Raw genomic sequence first — 21,618 nt, 5'->3', positions numbered from 1 at the left:
CGAATGAAATAAGGAGCAAAAGCCATGAATATCTTCCTGAGATTGATCGAGAAGTTTAAGGGAAAGAAACAAAACGTCGTAGAACCATCAGTCATACCAACAGAAAAGAAAGAGGAGCTCGCAAAGTATGACGTAATCGTCGAAATGGAACATTTCTCTGTTCTTATGGATAATGAAAAAATCAATGAAGCTGTCCAAGGCAAACTGAAGGGCAACTTATATATGTCTGGTTGCTTTGCCGAAAGTGGAACATTCACAGATTATTCGACAGCATTGGTTAGACGTTTCGCATTGACTGAGGAATCAGACTTCGAACCTTTCGCTCAGATTATGAAAGAAATCGCTGGAGTGATTGATGTAAAAAAGGTAGGAAGTTCTTGGCAGGAAAGGGACATGGTCGGTAATCCAACAACTATCTCGTCCGCGACTATTGCCCGATTGTATTGGTACGCATCGACCGCTCGAAAGATAATGGGAAATCTTCCCTTTGCTGATGCTCAGACCGGACAACAGCTTGTTGATACAGTCAACTCCCTGATAGAAGCGGCTGCCAAAGAAGGAGGTTTGGATAGTGCTGATCCTATGAATTGGCCAAATTGCAGCTTCAGATCAGAAACTGTGCAAAATCTCGTGCGAGAAGGGGAGAAACTTGCACAGAAATTTGTTCGCAACTCTCTAGGTCGCTAGGGAAAATATCAGCCCACCGAGAGGTGGGTTTTTTGTTGTGGGATAATAGGATAAGTTAATATGAGTAATATATAAGATCCCTCGACTACGCTCGGGATGACACAAGGTTGTATGACAGATTTATTAGACAAGTTGAACCCGGAGCAGATTAAAGCGGTGCAGGCCACGGAAGGGCCGGTGCTGATCTTGGCGGGAGCCGGGAGCGGCAAAACCAAAACCCTCACATCCCGGGTGGCTTATTTGGTGCAAACCAAAAAAGCTACCCCCAGCGAGATCTTGGCCGTCACCTTTACCAACAAGGCGGCCGGCGAGATGAAACAACGGATCATGCATCTGCTGAAGTTAAAATCCGATAAAGCTTTTCATATCAGTACCTTCCATTCGCTCTGTTCGCGGATTTTGCGGGCCGACATTCAACACATCGGCCGCAATCAAAATTTCACTATTTTAGACACTGACGAACAAACCACAGCGGTAAAACAGGCCATGAACGACTTAAATGTGGACACCCAGAAATTCGCCCCCGGCGCGGTATTAAATTACATCTCTTCCGCCAAAAGCGAACTGATCAATGCCGAAGAATATCCCGAAATGGCGTATGGCTACTTTCAAAAAGTAGTGGCTAAAGTTTACCCCCGCTACCAAGAAATTATCCTCGCCAACAACAGCTTGGATTTTGACGACCTCTTGATGCAAACAGTAGTTTTATTCCGCAATAATCCGGATGTTTTGAAGAAATACCAAACCAAATTTAAATATATTATGGTGGACGAGTATCAAGATACCAACACCGCCCAATACCAATTAACCAAGTTGTTGGCCGAAAAACATAAGAATCTGTTTGTGGTAGGCGACGATTGGCAATCGATTTACAGTTGGCGGGGGGCGAATTACCGCAATATCTTGAATTTCCACAAAGATTACCCAAAAGCCAAAACCATTAAACTGGAAGAAAACTACCGTTCTACCCAAAATCTCCTAAATAGCGCGGCAGCTGTCATTTCCGCCAACAAAAATCGGAGCGAAAAAGAACTCTGGACCAAAAACGGCGAAGGCGAGCCGATCACTATCAAACAAGTCTTTAACGAAGAGATGGAGGGAAAATACATCATCCAAGAAATTCTCCAGCGCAAATCGGCTGACCCTAAACTCGACTTTAATGATTTTGTGATTTTGTATCGCACCAACGCCCAGTCCCGCGCTTTAGAAGAAGCTTTTCTGCAACAAAACATCCCATACCGGATCATCGGCGGTACTCGGTTCTACGATCGCAAAGAAATTAAAGATGTGCTGGCGTTTATGAAAGTAATTAATAACCCGCAGGATGATTTGAGTTTAAAGCGAATCATCAATTTGCCGCCCCGGGGAGTAGGGGAGAAAACCTGGGAAGAACTAGTCAAATACGCCACAGTGCACAATCAGCCGACCAGCGAAATTCTGTTAGATGTGCCGGTAGGAGCTAAAGCCCAAGCCGAACTCCGAAAACTGGGACAAGTATTTACCGAAGCCAGGTCGGGTAAACGAGTGCTTTCTAAATTGTTCGATTATCTCTTAGAAAAAACTGGCTATTTGGTTTGGCTTAATGATAAAACTATTGAAGGTGAAACTCGCATTGAAAACGTCCGGGAACTTAAGAGCGTCATCGAAAAATATGATATTCTAGATATCAAAATCGCTTTACCACTCTTTTTGGAAGAAGTCAGTTTGATCCAAGATATTGATAGATATGATGCAGACGAAAACGCTGTTAGTTTAATGACTTTGCACTCGGCTAAAGGATTGGAATTTGATTATGTGTTTATTGCCGGAATGGAAGAAAACCTGTTTCCGCATTCCCGCAGTATCCTAGACGAAGAGGAATTAGAAGAAGAACGTCGCTTGTGTTATGTCGGGATGACCCGAGCCAAGAAAAAGCTTTATTTAATCTATACGGTCCAGCGTCTGATCTTCGGCACTTTTACCCCCAGTTTGCCATCTCGGTTTATTGATGATATACCAGAAGAGTTAAAAGTTGACGGCAACGAAATGTCTCATACCACTACTACCATTGAAGAAGTTTCCCCAGCCCTCAAGGTTAAACCTGGGGATTGGATCGAACATAAGCATTTCGGTCCCGGTAAAGTGATTACCGTAGATAAATTGGAAGTAATCGCCGCCTTCCAACAATTCGGTATCAAACGATTGGCGCGCAATTTGGCTCCGATCAAAAAAATAGTTGCTCCCACCTCAGCCTCCCTCTAAAGCTTTTACAGTATAATGTAACTGTGAGCAAACTCTTTAGGCACAGGTTGACGGATTTAAATTATCCTCATCTCGCCCCCGAAACTAGAAAGAAATCTTTTGCCACCGCTATAACTTTAGGGCTATTGATTTTTCTTATCTTCGGTCTGGGCCAGTTAGGAAATGCCACTATCAAGACTATCAAAGCCGTGACTGTTTCGATTAATGGTTTAACTGACATTTATACTACCAAGGCGACTGAGGTAGGGGATTTAATTGCCGAACTCAACATCCAAGAGCCGATCGTCGCTGTCACCCCCCGGCCAGAGAGTCGGCTGACTGCCGCAACTTTAGTTACCGTCACTACTAAGCCGACTGACAGAAATTCTATTGTGGCTGCTAACATGCAAGCCACTATAGACAAGGTTGCGGCTGATATTAAGAAACAAGAAGAGGCCCTAAAAGTTCCTAAATCACCGGTTCGGGAAGGCTACGCCAGTTGGTATGTCTTCGGCAACGGCATGAATACTGCTAGCCGAGAATTTCCCCGGGGCACCAAGGTGCACGTCATTGCCATCAAATCCGGCAAATCCGTGGATGTCGTGGTAAACGACTTTGGCCCGGAGGATTGGACGGGTATGTCGCTGGATTTGAATCATACCGCCTTTGCTAAACTCGCTCCCTTAGGTGCCGGGATTATCAATGTCCGCTACTATAAAATCTAGATAATATTCCCCTCCTGCCCGAGGAGGGGTTAGGGGGAGGTGGGAGTAGAAGATTAATCACTCCCCACCTAACCTCCCCTCCGTGAGGGGAGGAACTATATTTTAAATGCTAGACGCTAAACGCTAAATACTGACCTATGGACCTAACTAATATTGATACTATTCGTCTAATTCTCCGCGAGTATAATATGTCGGCTCAAAAAAGGCTGGGGCAACATTTTTTAACTAATACACAGGTTCTACAAGAAATTACGCAAGCAGCCCGCCTGACCGATACCGACGAGGTGCTCGAAATCGGTCCGGGACTCGGCACCCTGACGAGAGCTTTAGCCCAAACCGCCCAGCGCGTGGTAGCTATTGAAAAAGATATCAGTATGGCTAAAGCTTGCCGGGGAATCAATTCGGATCTTTCTAATATGAAGATCGTGGAAGGCAATGCGCTGGCTTTGAGCGATGCTTTCTTTAAAGAATATTTCCCGAAAAAGAAATATAAGTTAGTAGCCAATTTGCCTTATTATCTAACTTCCGCAATTATTCGTTTCTTTCTAGAAAGCAAATACCGCCCTGTTATGATGGTATTGATGGTGCAAAAGGAGGTCGCCGAGCGCATGATTGCGTTACCTCCCGACGCCAATCTCCTAAGCGTTGCCGTACAATTCTATAGCACTGCTGAAATCATCACGCTGGTCCCCAAACAGAATTTCTGGCCAATACCAAAAGTCGATTCAGCGGTGATCAGAATTATTCCCCATCAGAAATTACCGACCCCTGGCCGTTCAAGCCCGGCACGGGCAGGCGAGATTGATGAAAAAAAGTTTTTTCGGCTAGTCAAAGCAGGTTTTGGCGAGCGCCGCAAGCAACTGCATAATTCTTTGTCCGGCGGACTGCATTTGGACGACGCCAAGGTTAAACAGGTTTTGGCCAAAAGTCGGATCGCCCCGGAGCGCCGCGCGCAAACCCTCACCATCCCAGACTGGATCAAGTTATATCAAAATATCGATAAATTATAAGTAAATTGTGGAGGAAGTAATGTCGTCACTTGAACAGAGAGAGCCGAGTAAACGGCATCATCCTAAAAACGTTAACATAATTCATAAAAACCAGCTTGGACTAAACGATAGGATTGCCGTAACTATCACAGCAGCTATAGGCACCATGTATGCGGTTTATTTCTTTACCTTGTTTATGGCAGGATGGATTCTCTGGCAGACTAATTCCGCCAATCAGCCGTTTGATCCTTATCCCTTCGCCTTTTTGCTATTTATAGGTAATATTATCCAACTCCTCTTGATGCCGCTGATTCTGGTGGGGCAGAATATTCAAAACCGCCACGCCGAACTGAGAGCCGAGGAGGAATTCAAAACCACCGAATCTATCTACAAAGACATCGAACATATTTTGACTCACTTGGACGAACAAGATAAAGAGATACTGGAACAAACTAAATTACTTAAAGATTTAGTCTCTAAAAAATATTAAGACTCTTTTGGCCGTCATCCTGGCATCGTCCAGGATCGTATAAATAATATGTACGATTCTGGAGTCGCCCCAGGGGCTCCCCAGAATGACGGATACGTAATTATTTACTCAATTAACAGATGATGGGAAAAATTTATGTGGTCGCCACACCGATCGGGAACCTGGGAGATATTACTCTGCGGGCTTTAGAAACCTTGCGGACAGTTGACTTGATCGCAGCCGAAGATACGCGCACTAGTAAAAAATTACTAAACCACTATAATATTGGAACTCCGCTGATTTCATATCACCAACACAGCCGAGATAATAAACTGGATTACCTGGTGGAGCAGCTAGTGGAAGGCAAAAACATTGCCTTGATCACTGATGCGGGTACTCCCGGTATCCAAGACCCGGCCGGGAGGCTCGTAGGGGCCGCTCGCGCTGCCGGTGCTGAAGTCATGGCTCTCCCTGGCCCTTCTGCCCTGACCGCTGCCCTCAGCATCGCTGGGGAATCGGCTGATAATTTTATCTTCCTGGGATTCCTCCCGAAAAAGAAAGGCCGGGAAACTCTCTTCAAAAAGATCAGCGGCTGGGATTTGCCCATTTTAATTTATGAATCACCGATGCGGGTAGGCCGCACCTTGAGAGATATTGAAAAATTTTTAGGCCAAAGAAAGATTCTGGCTTTTCGCGAACTCACTAAAAAGTTTGAAGAAGTCAAAATAGGGGAGACTAACGAACTAATTAACTACTTCGCCAGCAAACTTCCTAAAGGCGAGTTTGTTATAATGATCTTACCCGCTGCTTCGCAGCGAGGCAAGCCCGCTCAATTCGGCAAGACAAGCCGCTAGCCTGACTGAGACAGAATATAAAGAGGGCGAAGACTATTAAATAATATGTCATCCTCGGGCTTGACCCGAGGATCCAGGCCTGGATTCCCGATCGAGTCGGGAATGACAAAGAAGAAACAATATGACAGAAATTAAATCAGACAAAAAATCATCGAAAGTCCAGAAGCTAAAAAAATTGGTTCCCAAAAAAACCAATTATATTATTGTTCTGCCTGATGAAATTGAAGATGGCGCGCATTGGCTGTTTTGGGTTTTGATAATTTTACTAGTATTACTTGCCGCCAGCGCCGTGGTAATTAATTACACCGATCTTCCCACCACCCTCTCGTTATTGTTTTAATATCGCCAAACATTTAATAGAAGAACCCCTCTGATTCAGAGGGGTTTCTTTGGTTAGTTAGGCCTTGGTCAGGCCGCTGATACTTTGCGCTTTCTCGGCTTTCTCTGCGCAACAGTCTCGTCGGGCACTGCCGAAGAGCAGTTAGACATAGGTTGATTGTTTTGAAGGGGACAATGGCCTTGATCCTCCCTCGCACAATCGCAGGATCTTTCGCAGTATTGCTTCTTGATTTTCAGCTGCTTCTTTGCGATGGCCGACTTTCTGGTCTTCTTTATCATTATGGTCTCCAAGGTACACCTAGCTTCACGAAATCATTATAACCTATCATATCTACTCCTATGTGTCAAGAATTATCTTGACCAGAGGCGATTTTTTTGGTATAATGAAATCTTAGTTAAAACCATAAGAATCGGTGAAAATAAACATAAAAATCTTCCAAACCATAGGTGTAGTCGTGATGTCGTCTTGTTTAATCGCCGGCGGCTTTATCTTCTTTGCCCAAACTACCCGCGCCCAAGAGCTGTTGCCCTCTTATCAATATGAAATTGTTGAACAGAGCGCCGACCCTATCCTAGAACCCAACCAGCCGGGGTTTCTTACGCTTAAGCTAAAAAATATCGGGTCGGAACCTTGGCCCCTGTACCAGCTTTATCTAAGCAGTATTTATTTCGATGGCACTCCCGACCATAAAAGCCCCTTTGCTACTTCCGTTTGGATCGACCAAAATCGGATTTTAGCTGGTAGCTCGGTTGACCAAGACAGTATTCGCCCGCGTGGCACAATTACTTTTAATATTCCGATTCAGACCGTCACTCGCAAAGCCTTATACCAAGAATCCTTCAAATTACATTTAGGTACTACTGTAATTACCGGCCCCACTATTAAATGGTTGCTCCAGGTAGGCAATGAGCTTAGCTATCAAGATGCGATGGGCAAACAGATTTATATTTGGTTAAGCGACCAACGGCTCTGGGTTGTTGAAAATAATGTCGTAATGTTAGACACTCCCATTTCTAGCGGCAAATCTGGCTATAACACTCCGAAAGGAAAATTCAAAATTCTTAACCACATCGATACGGCCTATTCTAGTAAGTACAGTTTGTTTATGGATAATTGGATGGCGCTCTATAACAGGGAATACGGGTTTATCGGCTATGGTTTGCACGCCCTACCGCACTGGAAAGTTAAACAAGGTAAACGTATCGAAGGGGAAGTGGTTGATGGTCGTTTATATACCAATGGTAAACTGTACGAAGATTATATGCATTTAGGCAAACCAATGTCACACGGTTGCGTCCGCGTGGGTATTGAGGCTTCTAAAGTGCTGTACGACTGGGCCCCAAATAACACTCTGGTTACTATTGCCTAAATTATTGCAATTTACGCGAGTGAGCGGATCATCTTCTCGAGCTTCTCGGCGGCTTTTTTGTCGGTTTTTAGGAATTCTTTGGCCGCTTCCTTACCTTGACCGATTTTGGATCCTTCCCACTCGTACCACGAGCCGGATTTAATAACAAAGCCGCGGCTCAAGCCCAGATCGATCAGTTCGCCCTCGCGGGAGATACCTTGCGCAAACATCAAATCAAACTCGGCTTGGCGGAATGGAGCAGCGATTTTATTTTTAACTACTTTCACCCGCACGCGGTTGCCAACTGCTTCTTCGCCTGATTTAATCGACTCGACCCGCCGAATATCCAATCTAACCGAAGAATAATATTTTAAAGCATTGCCACCGGTGGTAGTTTCGGGGTTACCGAACATAATTCCAATCTTCATGCGCAACTGATTAATAAAAATGACTGCCGTCCGCGACTTGCTCACATAAGCTGTAATTTTCCGGAGAGCTTGACTCATTAACCGGGCTTGCAGTCCCATATGGGAATCTCCCATATCGCCCTCAATTTCCGCCCGGGGGACTAATGCCGCCACCGAATCGATCACAATAATACCGACCGAATTAGATTTCACTAAGGCTTCGACAATATCTAGGGCTTGTTCGCCATTGTCCGGCTGAGAAATCAGCAGATTTTGAGTGTCCACGCCGATCCGTTTAGCGTAATCCGGATCCAGAGCATGTTCGGCATCCACAAATGCCGCCGTTTCGCCCCGTTTTTGAAATTGGGCGATCATATGCAAAGCCAAAGTGGTTTTGCCGGATGATTCCGGCCCGAAGATCTCAATCACTCGACCTTTGGGAATCCCACCCACGCCTAAAGCCAGATCCAAAGTGAGTGACCCGGTCGGGACAGCTTCTACTTCGGCATGCTTAGCATCACCCAAACGCATGACGGCGCCTTGGCCGTATTTCTTCTCAATCTGGCTTAGCGTATCAGATAGGGTATCCGTGGGTACAGATTTAGTTAAAGTTTTAGTGGGATTCATATCTTTTATATTAGTTAAATAAACTATTTAACGATAATTAGTAAACTGGAGGGGGATAGTAACTTCCGGCTTGTCTTTAAATAGAGCCATCACTGCCTGTAAGTCGTCGCGGCTTTTGGAACTGACCCTGATGGTATCCCCTTGGATAGTGGCCTTTACTTTTGGCAACTGATCTCGAATTATTTTATTGATTAACTTAGCCCGATCCGCCGATATGCCAGCGACCAGGGGAATGGTTACGCGCACGGCACCGCCGCTGGCCGGTTCGATCTTATTCTCTCCCAAAATCCGCAAATCCAGTTGCCGCCGGATCAGTTTTGATTTAATAATATCCAGCGCCGCATTAAATTTAAACTCGGTTGGCGCTAAAATGACTAATTGATCTTTCTCCTCTTTAATCTCGACAGGAGCATCTTTAAAATCATAGCGCCCGGCAATTTCACGGCGGGTTTGATCTAAAGCGTTGGCGAGCTCTTGCTGATCAATTTCGGACACGATATCGAAAGAAGATTCTGTAGCCATACTGTTTATTCTTTGTCATTCCCGACTCGATCGGGAATCCAGGCCTGCCAGCCTCGCCGAGTCTAGGCCTGGATCCTCGGGTCAAGCCCGAGGATGACATATTATTTAATAGTCTTCGCCCTCTTTATATTCCGCCTCAGTCGGGCTGGCGGCTTGCCCCACCAATTCGGTGCGCGACATTAAAATCTCGCGCGGTTTGGCCCCTTCGCCCGGACCGACAATTCCTTTCATTTCTAATAAATCTAGGAGGCGGGCCGCCCGCGCATAACCAATCCGAAATCTTCTTTGCAAATACGAGGCTGAGGCCTTGCCAGTCCGCACCACCAATTCAACAGCTTCATTTAATAAGGGATCGCCTTCGGATTCAATCTCGGATTGCTTGGATTCTTTGGTTTCAGCGATCAATTCGCTAATGTATTGGGGATTGTCTTGCTGTTTCACAAAATCGGTCACGGCTTTAACCTCTTTATCGCTTACAAACACTCCTTGAATCCGGCGCGGCTTGCTGGCATCAGAAGGTTGGAAGAGCATATCTCCATTACCCAGCAATTTGTCCGCTCCGACCGTATCTAAAATAGTGCGAGAATCGGTGCCGGAGGTAACTGCAAAAGCTAGCCGGGAGGGGAAATTGGCTTTAATCAGCCCGGTAATGACATCCACGGAAGGTCTTTGGGTGGCTAAGACTAAGTGGATGCCTACTGCCCGAGACATTTGCGCTAAACGACAAATGTAAGCTTCGACCTCGCGGGCCGACACTGCCATCAAATCAGCTAACTCATCAATAGCTAAAACAATGTAAGGCATTTTGGCATCCGGATATTCCCGGTTAAACGCTTCGATAAAGCGCACTTTATGATCGGCAAAAACTTTATAGCGGCGCTCCATCTCCATCACTAACCACTTTAAAGCACTAATGGTTTTGTAGGGATCGACAATCACCGGCGCCAGTAAGTGCGGGACATCGTTGTAGGCCGTAAACTCTACCCGCTTCGGATCGACCAGGACCAATCTCAAATCCGCCGGAGAATTCTGATAAATCAAACTTACTAATAATGAATTAAGAAAAACGCTTTTACCCATACCGGTGGCTCCCGCAATCAGTAAATGCGGCATCCGCACTAAATCGGCGGCTACCGGCGTCCCCGCTACATCGCGTCCCAAGGGCATCCGCAAAGGGGAGCGGATCGCTTTGAAGGCATCAGATTCGATTAGTTCGCGCAGGCGCACCATCGAAGATTTCTTATTGGGTACTTCAATCCCGACCAACGACCGCCCTGGAATAGGTGCTTCAATTCTGATAGGATGGGCCGCCAAAGCGAGCGATAAATCATTAGATAAATTACTGATCTTAGATAATTTAACTCCCGCCGCCGGTTTCAAGGTGTATTGCGTGACTGTCGGGCCGACATTTACTTCTGACATCTCCACTTGAATACCGAAATCTTCCAAAGCTTCTTGGATAATACCGACATTTTGGCGAATATTGCCGCTATCGACTTTAGTTACCGTGTCGCTCAATAAATCGAGCGGGGGCAACTTAAAATCGCCGGCAGTAGTGAGTTGGGGCACAAAATCTGGCTCTTGCTCGGATACCTTCTTACGCACAAAGGTCTTAGCTACCTCTAATTCGGGTTCATCTGTTTTAATTTGTTCCTGATTTTCTTTAGTGTCGGTATCTTCTTCTTTTTGCGCTCGGCCACCCTTCGCTCCCGCATTATGAATAATCAATTTGGGTGAATGGGGGAGAGCAGGCACATTCAGTTTGGCTCGATAATAAAGCTCGCGCAGAGGTTGGCCAAACACAAACAATAAAGCAATGGCTAGTGCCATACCGACAATCAACAAGGCTGCCCAGAAATCGACCAGTTTAATTAACCCTGCGGCAATGCCGAGTCCAATATAACCCCCGCCGGCTCCACTTTGGGCTACGCCCACACTGTTTTCTGGGACAACAAACAAATGCAGTAAAGCCGACAGAGCCACGACTAACATAATCAAGCCCACAGTATTTGTAGTGGTAAATTTATATTTCACTGGATAAAACAAAGCTAGGCCAGCACCGACTAATACTACCGGCAAGATAAAACTAGTCCAACCCAATCCTATCCGCAAAGCCGTAAAGAAGACACTGCCGACACCGCCTGCTGCTCCTAAGATTGCCAGTAAAGTAAACACTCCCAACCCTATCAACAATACTGCCACAATCTCGCGTAAGATATGCGGCTCTAATTCCAAATCTAAATTCAGTCCATCTACCCATTTAGAGGTCTGATAGGAACGGTAGCGGTACTGTTTTTTCTTTTTTCGGGGTTTTGCCATTAAAAAATCGCCTCAATAACAGGTTAATTATAGCATAGAGCGATTTAGAGGAGGAGAAACCCTGGAACTAATCTCTTATTGACAAAAAACTCTATTGGTGATATAATAAAATAATAGTAAAACTAAGCAAGAAATCCATGGCAGAGCAAAGAGAACAACCTATTTCATCTGAATCCCCAGAGGATGATTTTGATGAAATCCGGCAAGGTGCGAGAGAGAAAGCCTCTAGACTAAGAAAATCATTTGAAGATACCTCAGATGCTGAACCTCTGTTATATGAGAGGGAAATTAAGGAAAAGGAACAGACAGATGTCATTAAACAAATTGCTCGAGCCGAAGACGTGTTCGAGCGTTACCCCAGTATTGAGAAAAAATATCGCCCCCCTCATCGGCTGAATAACATTTGGACCAATCCCATCGGAACATGGCTCCGGAATAAAGAAACTCGGCGCCAAAAAGATTTGCAATTTGAAGCCAAGCGTAATAAGCGTCAATTAGAAGGTCAACTTTATGCTGAATTAGGAAAAATCCGCGACGAAGAAAGAATGATCGAGAGAGACTTACGAGAAGCCGAAGCCAATGTTTTAGAGTTAAAACAACAGTGTTCTTTATTAGAAGGGATTGTCCTCCAGCCCGGAGAAGAATTTACTGAAGCCGAGCAAGTCGAAGCGATGGCTGATTTAGAATCGATCAAGTGGAGTCTGGACGCTCAAGAACACTTCTTGCAATATAAGCAAAAAGACTATGAAAAATACACATCGGACTGGAATAAAAATCGTTCCCAACTGGTCACAGAATATGGCACCGCCATTAAAGAGGCTCAGCAAAAAGTTCAGGAAACTGAAATAGTTTTGGCGATTAAACAAATGCATCGGCCTAGAAAAGACCAAACGGCCTATCGGATGGGTGATAGCAGGTCTGATTTCGAACAGGCTGATCTGCTAAGTTTAGCAGCGTTGGATCTTCAACACCAGCAAGAACAAAATCGCTTACGAGCAGAACTGGCTAAACAATCAACTCAAAAAGATACTCACCTTCGAGAGGAAGCTTTTAGCAAACAAGTCCAGGCTGCGGAAAAGTTTGCCAAAGAAAAAATAGAAGTTAAAAGGACCAAAAAGCGCAGCCAAGCCGAACAGGAAAAAAATATTAAACAAGCTGAGTTAGATCGGAAAATTGCCATCTTAGAAGAAAAATTACAACCCGAAAGCATAGCCGAAGCCAAATTAAGCACTGAATTGGAACAGCTCAAAGATGCTTTAGCAGAACAGGGGGAAGCTATCAGCACTTTGGAATATGACTTGCGAACTACCCAAAGCGAGAGAGAAGACTTAAGAGACAAGTTAAAAACTATCACGCAAAAAATAGCGGAATTGGACGAAAATATTTCCCAAAAAAGCTTGGAGTTAGAAAGAGCTCGGGGCGAACAAGTTGAGGCAGAAAAAAAGAAGAGAGAACAGGCTGTTATCATCGGGAAGGCGAAGCGTAAAGCAGAGGCTGCCCAAAAGAAGCTTGAACGATTGGAGTATCGGCAAGTTAGAGGAGGACAAAACGCACCAGATGCTCTTTTGATAACTGAGGCACAAACAGAAACAGACGCTGCTAATGCTGCACTGGATGAAGCTTTGACCCAAGCGGGCGAATATGATGACACCCTCAGAGAGGCTAAACAAGAATCATCGACAATTAGTCAGGCTCTTAACTTACTGCAAAACAAAAAAGACACCTTAGTAAGAGAGGGGAATGACATCCACACTCATCGAATACTCGAAGCAAATAAAGAAATTGAAGCGCTGATGCAAAAGCTTGATAAAAGTAAACAAGCTGCCGCTAAATTCAAAACTACCACACTACATCCTAAGGAAATTGCGCATCAGGCCGCTAAACGCAAAAAAGAAGCCATTGAAGAAGAAATTACACGCACCAAAGGCACCCCTTAAATTAATAAAGAATTAATATGAAATTCGACGAACTCAAATCTAAAATTTCCGACCTGACTCAGCAGGTTTTAGATAATTCTAACAAAGCCCAAACCCTGGCTAATCAGGCTGATAATTTAATGCAGTCCAAGACGGCAGTTCAACAAGCCTTGGCTGATTTGGCAGCTGATCAACCCATAGCAGAAGTGGTAGATAAAATTCGCCAGGCCGATGAAGCCATGCAAGAATCAGCCATCCGGAAATTAGAACAGGATAGCCAAACCATTCAGGCAGCTGTCCGCAAAGATCTGGAAGATACTGCCAAATCTGAATAAATTCTACGGCAATTTAGACTTCGATTATTACCGGTAGGATCATCGGGCGACGTTCAGTTTCTCTGTAGAGAAATTGACCAATCTCTTCCCGGACTTTTTGTTTGATATTGTTCCAGTCATCCGGCATCTTTTTACCTTTGCGCTTACCGCCGAGAATCCGTTTGACTTCGTTTCGGGTGCGATTGATCAGGTCTTCCTGCTCCCGCATATAGACAAATCCGCGCGAGATAATGTCCGGACTGCTCACCAGCTGGCCGGTTTTCCGTTCTATTGTGGCGATAATCACAAACATGCCTTCCTTGGCCATAGCTTGGCGATCCCGCAACACAATCTCTCCCACGTCACCGACACCTAAACCGTCTACCATAATCACGCCGGCCGGAACGGTTTCCCTGAGCTTCCGAGCACTGGTTTTATCAATTTCCACTACATCGCCATTATCAATCATAAAAATATGGTCTTCTGTCATCCCCAAGCCAGTGGCCAGTTTTTTATGGGCGGTGCGCATATGATATTCGCCGTGCACCGGAATAAAGTACTTGGGCCGCAGCTTATCTAATACGAGCTTGAGCTCGTCCTGGAAAGCATGGCCGGTGACATGTACCTGCATTGTCCGATTATGAATAACCTCGGCGCCTTCCCGACACAAATTATTAATAATCGCGGAAACCGACCGTTCATTGCCGGGGATAGGGGACGATGAAATCACGACCGTATCGCCGGATTTAATTTTGACTTGAGTATGTTCGTTAAAGGCCATCCGCGCGAGTGACGAACCTTGTTGACCCTGGCTACCGGTACTCAAGACCACTAGTTGCTCATCGGGAATTTTACTAACGCCTTTTAAGGGGACTAATAATTCTTTCGGGTATTTCAGATAACCCAGGCGCGAGGCGGCATCAAAATATTTCAACATACTGCGTCCGGAGATGGTGACTCTCCGCCCATATTTTTGGGCGGCAGTTAACACATATTGCATCCGGTCAATCCGGGAGGCGAACGAAGACACGATTAATCGGCCCTTAGAAGCGGAGAAGATGCGATCAAAACTCTCTACCACCTCCTGCTCCGAAATAGTGGAACCCGGCATTTCCGCATTAGTGCTTTCCGAGAGGAGAAGCAGGGGTTGTTCCTGCCCGCCATTAGTGATCCGATCGAAATCGAGTGTGATCGGTTCAGGGGCAGTTAAATCAAATTTAAAATCACCGGTATACACCACTCGGCCAAGGGGAGTATCAATAATAATGCCGAAACTATCCGGAATGCTGTGGAGCACCCGGAAGAATTTGATCCGAAACACGCCGAGCTTTAACTCATCATTCTCTTGGTATTTATAAACTTTGACCTGCTTAGCCCCGGGGAATTCGCTTAAACGCGCCTCAATCAGAGCACTCGCGAGCACGCTGGCATAAACTGGCACGCCTAACTCGGGGAGGAGATGGGGAATGCCACCGACATGGTCTTCATGGCCATGCGAGATAATTACTCCTCTAAGTTTTTTCCGGTGTTTTCTTAAATAAGAAATGTCAGGAATGACATAATCGATCCCGAGCATAGTTTCATCGGGAAACATCATGCCGCAATCCAAAGCTACAATATCATCCCCGTATTCCAGCAACAGCATATTCATCCCAATTCCATCTAATCCGCCTAAAGGAATGAACCTTAAAACGCCCTTGGAGTTAATGGGATAAACTGGTTTAGTCGGTTTATGGGGCCGCTGGGATTTGTGAGGTCTGTCCGATCTTGTTTTCATAATTGATTAATTAAAATATGGCGAGTTGAGCAGGCGGTTGAGGGGATGGATTGATGGCAGTTGGTGAGGCCGCGGCGGGAGCCGGCAATTCGGCTATTTTTTGGAGAACAACCGGGATTTTCAAGAAATCATTTTGTAAATCCTGCGCGAGATTGGGATTATGCAAGGTGGCAGCGGGATGATAAATCGGAAAATAAACGTATTGCCCCTGTCGTTTAGCTTTACCTCGCGCTTTTGAAATCTGTTCATTCGGCAAAAACCAATGCAGGGCATGCCGACCCAATAGCACAATTAACTTAGGTTGGATTAAATCCAATTCCTGTTGCAAAAATATATGATGTTCGTCTACTTCGGCGGGGAGAGGATCGCGATTACCCGGCGGGCGGCATTTTACTACATTAGTAATGTAAACATCCTCTCGTTTCAATCCGATACTAGCTAGGAGTTTGACTAAAACGTGCCCAGCTGGACCGACAAAAGGGCGCCCCTCCTGGTCTTCTACTCTCCCGGGTCCTTCGCCAATAAATACGATAGGACTGTCGGGATTGCCCTCACCCGGAACAGCTTGCAGGCAACCCGCCCGTAAAGAACACTGGTGGGATTTCACGTCAGAAATAATTTTTTGCAGAGCTGCTAATTTATCACTCATCCATTAGTTCAGTAGACTGATAATCAATTGCCATAACTTCAAAAACATCTCGGTACCAGAACCAGTAATAGGCTCCGGCTGCCACTATAATAATCGCCAAACTTGCCACTACGGCCGGGTAAATCGAAACGGCCGGACGTCTCAAGGTATCTCGATAACTGATCAGCTCATCAATATCCTGGGGTGGCAATAACACCTTTTGACGACTGATGGATTGGGGAGTCTCTCGCGTAGCGAGTTTAGACTCGAGAGCAGTGCCGCAAAAGATACAAAAGCGATTGTCATCATGATTGCGACGAGAACATTCACTGCACTTCATAACGAATTTAAAAGAGTACTATTTTCCTTGGCGTTTTAATGCCGCTTTCCGCGACAAATTAACTCGCCCTTGAGAATCTATTTCCGTAACGATGACGGGAATAATATCTCCTTCTTTTACTATATCAGTTACTTTATTAACTCGTTCCGGTGCTAGTTGAGAAATATGGACCAATCCTTCTGTACCGGGGAAAATTTCTACAAAAGCTCCGAAATCCATAATCCGGGTAACTTTTCCTTCGTAGAGTGCCCCGACTTCGGCTTCCCGAGTTAGATTTTCGATTTCTTTGATCGCCTGGGCAGCTAATTTAGCATCAGTAGAAGAAACATAAATAGTGCCATCGTCTTCGATGTTGATTTCGGTGATATTTTTTCCACCCGCACGATCAATAATTCCATTAATAATCTTTCCGCCCGAGCCAATGACGTCGCGGATCTTGTCTTGATTAATTTTAATTGTCTCGACACGAGGAGCATAGATAGACAATTCTTTTCTCGGACCGGTCAGACATTTACTAATCACTGCCAGAATCTCTTGCCGGGCAGGATAAGCTTGTTCCAGCGCTTTCTCCAGAATATCTAGACCTAAACCGGCCACTTTCATATCTAATTGCACGGCGGTAATGCCGTCACGGGTTCCGGCCACCTTAAAGTCCATGTCGCCGTTAAAATCTTCGATCCCGGCAATGTCGGTGAGAATTTTGAATTTACCCTTATCGTCCGTAATTACTCCCATGGCAATCCCGGCGACCGGCTTTTTAATCGGAACGCCGGCGTCCATCAAACTTAGCGTACTGCCGCAAGTGGCCGCCATCGAGCTACTGCCATTACTGCCTAATATTTCCGAAACTACCCGAATAGTATAAGGAAATTCTTCTTTAGAAGGAATCATCGGGAGGAGAGCTTTTTCTGCTAAGGCGCCATGACCGATTTCTCTCCGACCCGGACCCCGCATCGGTCTAACTTCACCCACAGCATAGGGAGGAAAATTATAGTGATGGAGGTACCTTTTGGTTGTACTGGCATCCATCGTATCAATCATTTGTTCATCAGCTACCGAGCCTAGGGTGGTGGACGTCAGAGCTTGGGTTTCACCACGATTAAACAGAGCTGACCCATGTGTGCGCGGCAATACGCTAACCTCACAAGAGAGAGGACGGATTTCGGTTAATTTGCGTCCGTCTGGCCGTTTATCTGATTTCAAGATATTGGCCCGCAGCTCTTCTTCTAAAAGATGGTCGAACGCATCCGCCATGATTAACTCTGTGAGTTCCTCTGTGGCAAATTTTTGCCAAACTTTTTCTCTTAATACATGCAGGGATGCGTCACGCTGAATTTTGTCTGCCTGATAAATAGCCTCACTCGCTTGGCTGCCAACAAATTCACGCATTTCAGACATTAACTCCGGAGTAGGCCGCATTAGGCTATATTCTTTACTAGCTGACTTGTCTCGCAATTTCATTAGCTGCTCTTGAATATCCAGAGTTGGTTGCAAAGCCTGATGAGCAAACTGCAAAGCTTTCGCGAAAGTCGCTTCGTCTACCTCTTTAGCTCCAGCTTCAATCATCAATATTTTGTCGCGCGTTCCGGCAATAACCAAGTCTAACTGGCTATCTTTTTCTAATTGCTCATAGGAAGGATTAACGACCAATTCGCCGTTAATCAACCCCACGCGCACGGCTCCGACCGGACCCGCAAAAGGCGCATCCGTGAGCATTAAGGCTGCCGAAGCGCCAATAATAGACAAGGTATCCGGATCATGCACTAAGTCGGCAGATAAAACAGTAATTACTACTTGGACATCGTTATAGAAGCCTTTAGCGAAGAGGGGACGGAGCGGCCGATCGGTTAAGCGCGCTGTCAAAATAGCGTTATCGGAAGCGCGGCCTTCTCTTTTAATAAATCTGCTTCCGGAAATTTTACCCGAAGCATACATTTTCTCTTCGAAATCGATCAGCAGAGGGAAGAAACTGACGCCCTCTTTGGGTTTGTTGGCGATGACTGCTGATGCCAAAAGCACGGTATCGCCTAGGCGCACAGTGACTGAACCGGAAGCGAGCAATGCCAGTTTCCCGGTCTCGATAGTTAAAGTGGCATCGCCAACTTTAGTCTCAAATTTTTCCATTTGTCCTTTCCAGAAGAGCAGAGCGGGGGATTGCAGTAGATAAAGCTTAGAGTCAAACAAATTTTTGGGAATTTACTTAACTCTAGGCTCTATGACAATCCTAAAACTCCTTACTTCCTAATTTTTAATTCTTTAATTAACGCGGAATATTTTCTCGGATGAGATTTCTTTAAATAATTTAACAGTCTCCGGCGGTTCCCGACAATCTTAAATAGCCCTTGGCGAGAATGGAAATCTTTGGCATGGGCTTTCAGATGTTTGGTCAGCTCTTTCACCTTTTCGGTGAGCAGCGCGATTTGGACCTCCGAGGAGCCGGTGTCTTTCTTGTGCGCCTGGAAAGCGCCAATGATCTTCTTTTTTTTGTCAGGACGTAATGTCATACTTATTCTATTATACCATATTTATTCTGTTTGATCAAGATTTTCCGCTCCCACAGCCATTTCCTGAGGTAAATTCGCTTCTGGCACTGCCTCTGGGGAAATTGTGGCTTCCACTACTTCTGAAGGAGAAGGTTGTTCTAGTATGGCATCTTCTTCCTCAGGGGTCAATTTAGGCTTCCTGGCTTGGTATTCCCGATTCTTACCTGTCACGATTTCCTCAGCAGCGGCCAATTCGATATCGGAAAGCTTAAAACCAGCGGCTCCCGGATGGCCTCCTCCGCCAAAGAGAGCAGCGATTTCAGCTGAATTCACTCCTTTTTTGGTTCGGATACTGCCAGAAATTATTCGCGGTTCCTTTTCGGTCAGCAAAACCACCACATCCGCTCCCGGCACGGAAGTCATTAATTCGTCAATCACTCCAGTGGTTTCTTCTTTAGCTGCTCCAGTCTCGTCAAAGTAAGTCAAAGGCACTGTGCTCCAACTAAATTTATGCTCTTCGTCTAAGCGGATGTTGGACAGGATTTTGCCCCATAATTTCAACGTAGTGAGGGATTTGGTCTTGAAGAGGTATTTGATAATCTCTTGCTGCCGTGCCCCCAAGCCCACCATTTGCGCCGCGATCGTTAAAGACTTCGGCGTGGTATTACTATGCTGAAAACTGCCGGTATCGCTGATGATGCCGGTAAGCAGGGCTGTCGCCACGTCTTCGTCCACCAACGAAGGCCCCAGAGCTTCAATTAAACCGACAAGGACTTCGGCGGTAGCGGTAGCAGTCAGATCAACTAGATTGATGGTTCCGTAATAATCATTACTGGAATGGTGATCGATATTCACCACGGGGACGCCTTGGAATAATTTTACATTATTGGCATAGAGCGGTCCGACCTGATCCCAATCGGCTGCATCCAACACGATAATTAAATCGAACTGGAAATTGCCTTCGGCAAAACTCACATCTTGCGGATTAAAATTGCCGTCTTTAGGGGTAATGACAATATTCAGTTTGCCGTCTTGAAAATTGTACGCCAACTTATCAGCTTGCGCATTGGCACAATCTAAACTAATCACAAAATCCCGCGGCGCGACCAAATGGGGAGTAAACTCATCCACCTTCGGCAAGAACTGATACCGCCCCGAGACTGGCTCCACGACCACGGCAGTAGCCTTTTTACCCAATTTATTTAACACCAAATAGAGTGCCAAGGTACTCCCAACGGCATCGCCATCTGGCTTGTCGTGTGTAGCTAGTAGGATATTCTTGGATTTATTGATTAGCTCGAGAGCTTGTTGTTTGGGGGTAAGTTCCATAATAAAAATTTATTTGGAGTCTGAATAATAAGAAGCTATCATAGTAAATAACCCCACCCCTGTCAAACCAGAAAAGGAAAAAGTATTTACTACAGCGAAGTTTTGCCCTAGAATGGCAAGGTAAAAATAAATCATTATGCCAATCACTCATTCAGCCAAAAAGAAGATGCGGTCTGACCTCAGGAAACGAGCTCATAATTTGGTTTACAAGCTGGCCTTCAAAAAGGCTGTCAAAACAGCCCGGCAGGATACCAATACTGCCTCCCTCAAGGCTGCCCAGAAAGCTCTGGATAAAGCTGTGCGCGCCAAATTAATCCACGCCAACAAGGCTGCCCGCCTGAAATCACGCCTGGCTAAAAAAGCTAAGACGACTGTTTAACAGCTAACGATCTGCGCCGCCAGGATATCTAACCCCACCCGTGGGGGAGTTTGGTTTTGCTTGATCGCTACATCAACCTTTTGCAGTAAATAAAAGATCCTCTGCAGTTGGGATAGGGAAAAATCTCCAGAAAAATCCCAGCTTTTGCGGACCACAAACGGATGTAGCTTTGTCCGCGCAGCAATTTGCGCCTGAGACAGCTTTTGGTCTCTTAATGTCCGTACTAATAAAATATTGCGGAATTGATAAGCCACCATGGCCAGGAGTTCGTGTTCGGCTGTGCCCAAAGCCAGCTGGGTGTTGATTAACTGGTTGGCTAAAGATAATTTTTTGTGAGCCAGGGCATCAATCATTTGGAAAATATGATCATGAATCAAAGGAACGGCCAATGTTTGCGTCATCATGAGGGTAATTTTCTGTCCCGCAGCAAAAGCAGCTAATTTATCCAGTTCGTTGCTTAGCCGAAGCAAATCGCCGCTAAAATTAGTTAGGAGATAGTTAGCCACCGGGGGATCGAGAGCCAATCCCCGTAACTTAGTTTGGCTTTGCAGCCAAAGTTTGGTTTGAGTGGAATTGAGCGGTTCATAGAGCTCTGTCGGATAAGCCGCCAACTGCTGGCCCAGAAGATTCTTTTTGGCTGGAGGTTGGGTTTCTATAAAAATTATGACCGTCGGGTCTGCGGAGTCTATTTTAGTTAGCCGCTGCGTTAACCACTGCTGCACTTCCGGCGCTCCGTCCGCCAACAAGTTTTGGATCACTAAAAACTTTCGCGCTGCCATCAATGATTGCGCTTCAATTAAATTAACTATTTCTTCTAAACTGCATTTACTGGCTTCGACAAATGAATAATCTAGTCCGGGAGTAGCTTTTTCTGCCTCCGCTCTTAGCGCTTGCAGTCTGGCCCGCACACTAAACTCATCACTGCCAAATAAACAATAGATCATC

At 45.6% G+C, this 21,618-nt stretch carries 21 protein-coding genes; 11 read left to right on the top strand and 10 right to left on the bottom strand.

Annotated features, from left to right (window positions below; all coding sequences use genetic code 11):
• Window positions 1-24: 24 nt before the first annotated feature.
• From WC805_02650 to WC805_02615, 8 genes are all read left to right on the top strand, one after another.
• Complete coding sequence (locus WC805_02650) at window positions 25-687, top strand: hypothetical protein (protein ID MFA5967389.1); 663 nt, start codon at window positions 25-27, stop codon at window positions 685-687.
• A gap of 111 nt (window positions 688-798) precedes the next feature.
• Window positions 799-2,928, top strand: a complete 2,130-nt coding sequence (locus WC805_02645) for a UvrD-helicase domain-containing protein (protein ID MFA5967388.1) — start codon at window positions 799-801, stop codon at window positions 2,926-2,928.
• A gap of 23 nt (window positions 2,929-2,951) precedes the next feature.
• Complete coding sequence (locus WC805_02640; GenBank protein MFA5967387.1) at window positions 2,952-3,632, top strand: septal ring lytic transglycosylase RlpA family protein; 681 nt, start codon at window positions 2,952-2,954, stop codon at window positions 3,630-3,632.
• A 137-nt stretch (window positions 3,633-3,769) separates the two neighbouring features.
• On the top strand, window positions 3,770-4,642 hold the full coding sequence (gene rsmA / locus WC805_02635; GenBank protein ID MFA5967386.1) for a 16S rRNA (adenine(1518)-N(6)/adenine(1519)-N(6))-dimethyltransferase RsmA: 873 nt from the start codon (window positions 3,770-3,772) through the stop codon (window positions 4,640-4,642).
• Window positions 4,643-4,661: 19 nt separating this feature from the next.
• Window positions 4,662-5,111: a DUF1003 domain-containing protein gene (locus WC805_02630; protein ID MFA5967385.1), complete on the top strand. Its 450-nt coding sequence runs from the start codon at window positions 4,662-4,664 to the stop codon at window positions 5,109-5,111.
• Between the two features lie 119 nt (window positions 5,112-5,230).
• A complete protein-coding gene (gene rsmI, locus WC805_02625; protein ID MFA5967384.1) occupies window positions 5,231-5,944 on the top strand; it encodes a 16S rRNA (cytidine(1402)-2'-O)-methyltransferase in 714 nt (237 codons plus the stop codon).
• A gap of 121 nt (window positions 5,945-6,065) precedes the next feature.
• Window positions 6,066-6,284 (top strand): hypothetical protein, encoded by a 219-nt coding sequence (locus WC805_02620; protein ID MFA5967383.1) that lies wholly within the window; start codon window positions 6,066-6,068, stop codon window positions 6,282-6,284.
• A gap of 412 nt (window positions 6,285-6,696) precedes the next feature.
• Window positions 6,697-7,653 (top strand): L,D-transpeptidase, encoded by a 957-nt coding sequence (locus WC805_02615; GenBank protein MFA5967382.1) that lies wholly within the window; start codon window positions 6,697-6,699, stop codon window positions 7,651-7,653.
• 11 nt (window positions 7,654-7,664) lie between these two features.
• Here WC805_02615 and recA read toward each other — a convergent pair whose 3' ends face one another.
• The 3 genes from recA to WC805_02600 form a co-directional block, all read right to left on the bottom strand.
• On the bottom strand, window positions 7,665-8,666 hold the full coding sequence (recA, locus tag WC805_02610; GenBank protein ID MFA5967381.1) for a recombinase RecA: 1,002 nt from the start codon (window positions 8,664-8,666) through the stop codon (window positions 7,665-7,667).
• 27 nt (window positions 8,667-8,693) lie between these two features.
• Complete coding sequence (locus WC805_02605; protein ID MFA5967380.1) at window positions 8,694-9,188, bottom strand: YajQ family cyclic di-GMP-binding protein; 495 nt, start codon at window positions 9,186-9,188, stop codon at window positions 8,694-8,696.
• Window positions 9,189-9,293: 105 nt separating this feature from the next.
• Window positions 9,294-11,507 carry a DNA translocase FtsK 4TM domain-containing protein gene (locus WC805_02600; GenBank protein ID MFA5967379.1) on the bottom strand — a complete coding sequence of 738 codons (2,214 nt, stop codon included), beginning with the start codon at window positions 11,505-11,507 and terminating at the stop codon, window positions 9,294-9,296.
• Between the two features lie 137 nt (window positions 11,508-11,644).
• Here WC805_02600 and WC805_02595 point away from each other — a divergent pair, with 137 nt between their 5' ends.
• Both WC805_02595 and WC805_02590 read left to right on the top strand, forming a co-directional pair.
• On the top strand, window positions 11,645-13,444 hold the full coding sequence (locus WC805_02595; protein ID MFA5967378.1) for a hypothetical protein: 1,800 nt from the start codon (window positions 11,645-11,647) through the stop codon (window positions 13,442-13,444).
• Between the two features lie 17 nt (window positions 13,445-13,461).
• Entirely contained in the window at window positions 13,462-13,758 is a 297-nt protein-coding gene (locus tag WC805_02590) for a hypothetical protein (protein ID MFA5967377.1), read from the top strand.
• Window positions 13,759-13,771: 13 nt separating this feature from the next.
• On the opposite strand, the gene WC805_02585 is transcribed toward WC805_02590, so the two are convergent.
• The 6 genes from WC805_02585 to WC805_02560 all read right to left on the bottom strand — a co-directional run bounded on the left by WC805_02585 (window position 13,772) and on the right by WC805_02560 (window position 20,294).
• A complete protein-coding gene (locus tag WC805_02585; protein MFA5967376.1) occupies window positions 13,772-15,514 on the bottom strand; it encodes a ribonuclease J in 1,743 nt (580 codons plus the stop codon).
• Window positions 15,515-15,524: 10 nt separating this feature from the next.
• A complete protein-coding gene (locus tag WC805_02580; protein MFA5967375.1) occupies window positions 15,525-16,163 on the bottom strand; it encodes a uracil-DNA glycosylase in 639 nt (212 codons plus the stop codon).
• A complete protein-coding gene (locus WC805_02575) occupies window positions 16,156-16,482 on the bottom strand; it encodes a zinc ribbon domain-containing protein (GenBank protein ID MFA5967374.1) in 327 nt (108 codons plus the stop codon). Before WC805_02575 ends, WC805_02580 begins: the two co-directional genes overlap by 8 nt.
• Before the next feature lie 18 nt (window positions 16,483-16,500).
• Window positions 16,501-18,606, bottom strand: a complete 2,106-nt coding sequence (locus WC805_02570; GenBank protein ID MFA5967373.1) for a polyribonucleotide nucleotidyltransferase — start codon at window positions 18,604-18,606, stop codon at window positions 16,501-16,503.
• Between the two features lie 110 nt (window positions 18,607-18,716).
• Window positions 18,717-18,986 carry a 30S ribosomal protein S15 gene (gene rpsO, locus WC805_02565; protein MFA5967372.1) on the bottom strand — a complete coding sequence of 90 codons (270 nt, stop codon included), beginning with the start codon at window positions 18,984-18,986 and terminating at the stop codon, window positions 18,717-18,719.
• 21 nt (window positions 18,987-19,007) lie between these two features.
• Window positions 19,008-20,294: a DHH family phosphoesterase gene (locus tag WC805_02560; GenBank protein ID MFA5967371.1), complete on the bottom strand. Its 1,287-nt coding sequence runs from the start codon at window positions 20,292-20,294 to the stop codon at window positions 19,008-19,010.
• Between the two features lie 136 nt (window positions 20,295-20,430).
• Between WC805_02560 and rpsT the strand changes: the two genes are divergently transcribed.
• Window positions 20,431-20,673, top strand: coding sequence for a 30S ribosomal protein S20 (gene rpsT / locus WC805_02555; GenBank protein ID MFA5967370.1), 243 nt, complete (start codon window positions 20,431-20,433; stop codon window positions 20,671-20,673).
• Here rpsT and holA read toward each other — a convergent pair.
• Entirely contained in the window at window positions 20,670-21,617 is a 948-nt protein-coding gene (gene holA / locus WC805_02550) for a DNA polymerase III subunit delta (GenBank protein ID MFA5967369.1), read from the bottom strand. The two genes, rpsT and holA, sit on opposite strands and share 4 nt — an antisense overlap.
• Between the last annotated feature and the right edge of the window lies 1 nt (window position 21,618).

The organism is Patescibacteria group bacterium (assembly GCA_041659905.1).
Lineage (GTDB): Bacteria > Patescibacteriota > Kazan-3B-28 > Kazan-3B-28 > UBA10110 > UBA10110.
Note: the sequence above shows the minus strand (reverse complement) of the source record. Positions and strands in the feature narration are given on the sequence as shown.

Coding starts and splice junctions, on each gene's coding strand:
- rpsO (MFA5967372.1), bottom strand. CDS start 18,986: ATGACATTACGTCCTGACAAAAAAAAGAAGATCATTGGCGCTTTCCAG.
- WC805_02575 (MFA5967374.1), bottom strand. CDS start 16,482: ATGAAGTGCAGTGAATGTTCTCGTCGCAATCATGATGACAATCGCTTT.
- WC805_02560 (MFA5967371.1), bottom strand. CDS start 20,294: ATGGAACTTACCCCCAAACAACAAGCTCTCGAGCTAATCAATAAATCC.
- WC805_02580 (MFA5967375.1), bottom strand. CDS start 16,163: ATGAGTGATAAATTAGCAGCTCTGCAAAAAATTATTTCTGACGTGAAA.
- WC805_02630 (MFA5967385.1), top strand. CDS start 4,662: ATGTCGTCACTTGAACAGAGAGAGCCGAGTAAACGGCATCATCCTAAA.
- WC805_02600 (MFA5967379.1), bottom strand. CDS start 11,507: ATGGCAAAACCCCGAAAAAAGAAAAAACAGTACCGCTACCGTTCCTAT.
- WC805_02620 (MFA5967383.1), top strand. CDS start 6,066: ATGACAGAAATTAAATCAGACAAAAAATCATCGAAAGTCCAGAAGCTA.
- rsmA (MFA5967386.1), top strand. CDS start 3,770: ATGGACCTAACTAATATTGATACTATTCGTCTAATTCTCCGCGAGTAT.
- rpsT (MFA5967370.1), top strand. CDS start 20,431: ATGCCAATCACTCATTCAGCCAAAAAGAAGATGCGGTCTGACCTCAGG.
- WC805_02605 (MFA5967380.1), bottom strand. CDS start 9,188: ATGGCTACAGAATCTTCTTTCGATATCGTGTCCGAAATTGATCAGCAA.
- WC805_02585 (MFA5967376.1), bottom strand. CDS start 15,514: ATGAAAACAAGATCGGACAGACCTCACAAATCCCAGCGGCCCCATAAA.
- recA (MFA5967381.1), bottom strand. CDS start 8,666: ATGAATCCCACTAAAACTTTAACTAAATCTGTACCCACGGATACCCTA.
- WC805_02650 (MFA5967389.1), top strand. CDS start 25: ATGAATATCTTCCTGAGATTGATCGAGAAGTTTAAGGGAAAGAAACAA.
- rsmI (MFA5967384.1), top strand. CDS start 5,231: ATGATGGGAAAAATTTATGTGGTCGCCACACCGATCGGGAACCTGGGA.
- WC805_02595 (MFA5967378.1), top strand. CDS start 11,645: ATGGCAGAGCAAAGAGAACAACCTATTTCATCTGAATCCCCAGAGGAT.
- WC805_02570 (MFA5967373.1), bottom strand. CDS start 18,606: ATGGAAAAATTTGAGACTAAAGTTGGCGATGCCACTTTAACTATCGAG.
- holA (MFA5967369.1), bottom strand. CDS start 21,617: ATGATCTATTGTTTATTTGGCAGTGATGAGTTTAGTGTGCGGGCCAGA.
- WC805_02590 (MFA5967377.1), top strand. CDS start 13,462: ATGAAATTCGACGAACTCAAATCTAAAATTTCCGACCTGACTCAGCAG.
- WC805_02645 (MFA5967388.1), top strand. CDS start 799: ATGACAGATTTATTAGACAAGTTGAACCCGGAGCAGATTAAAGCGGTG.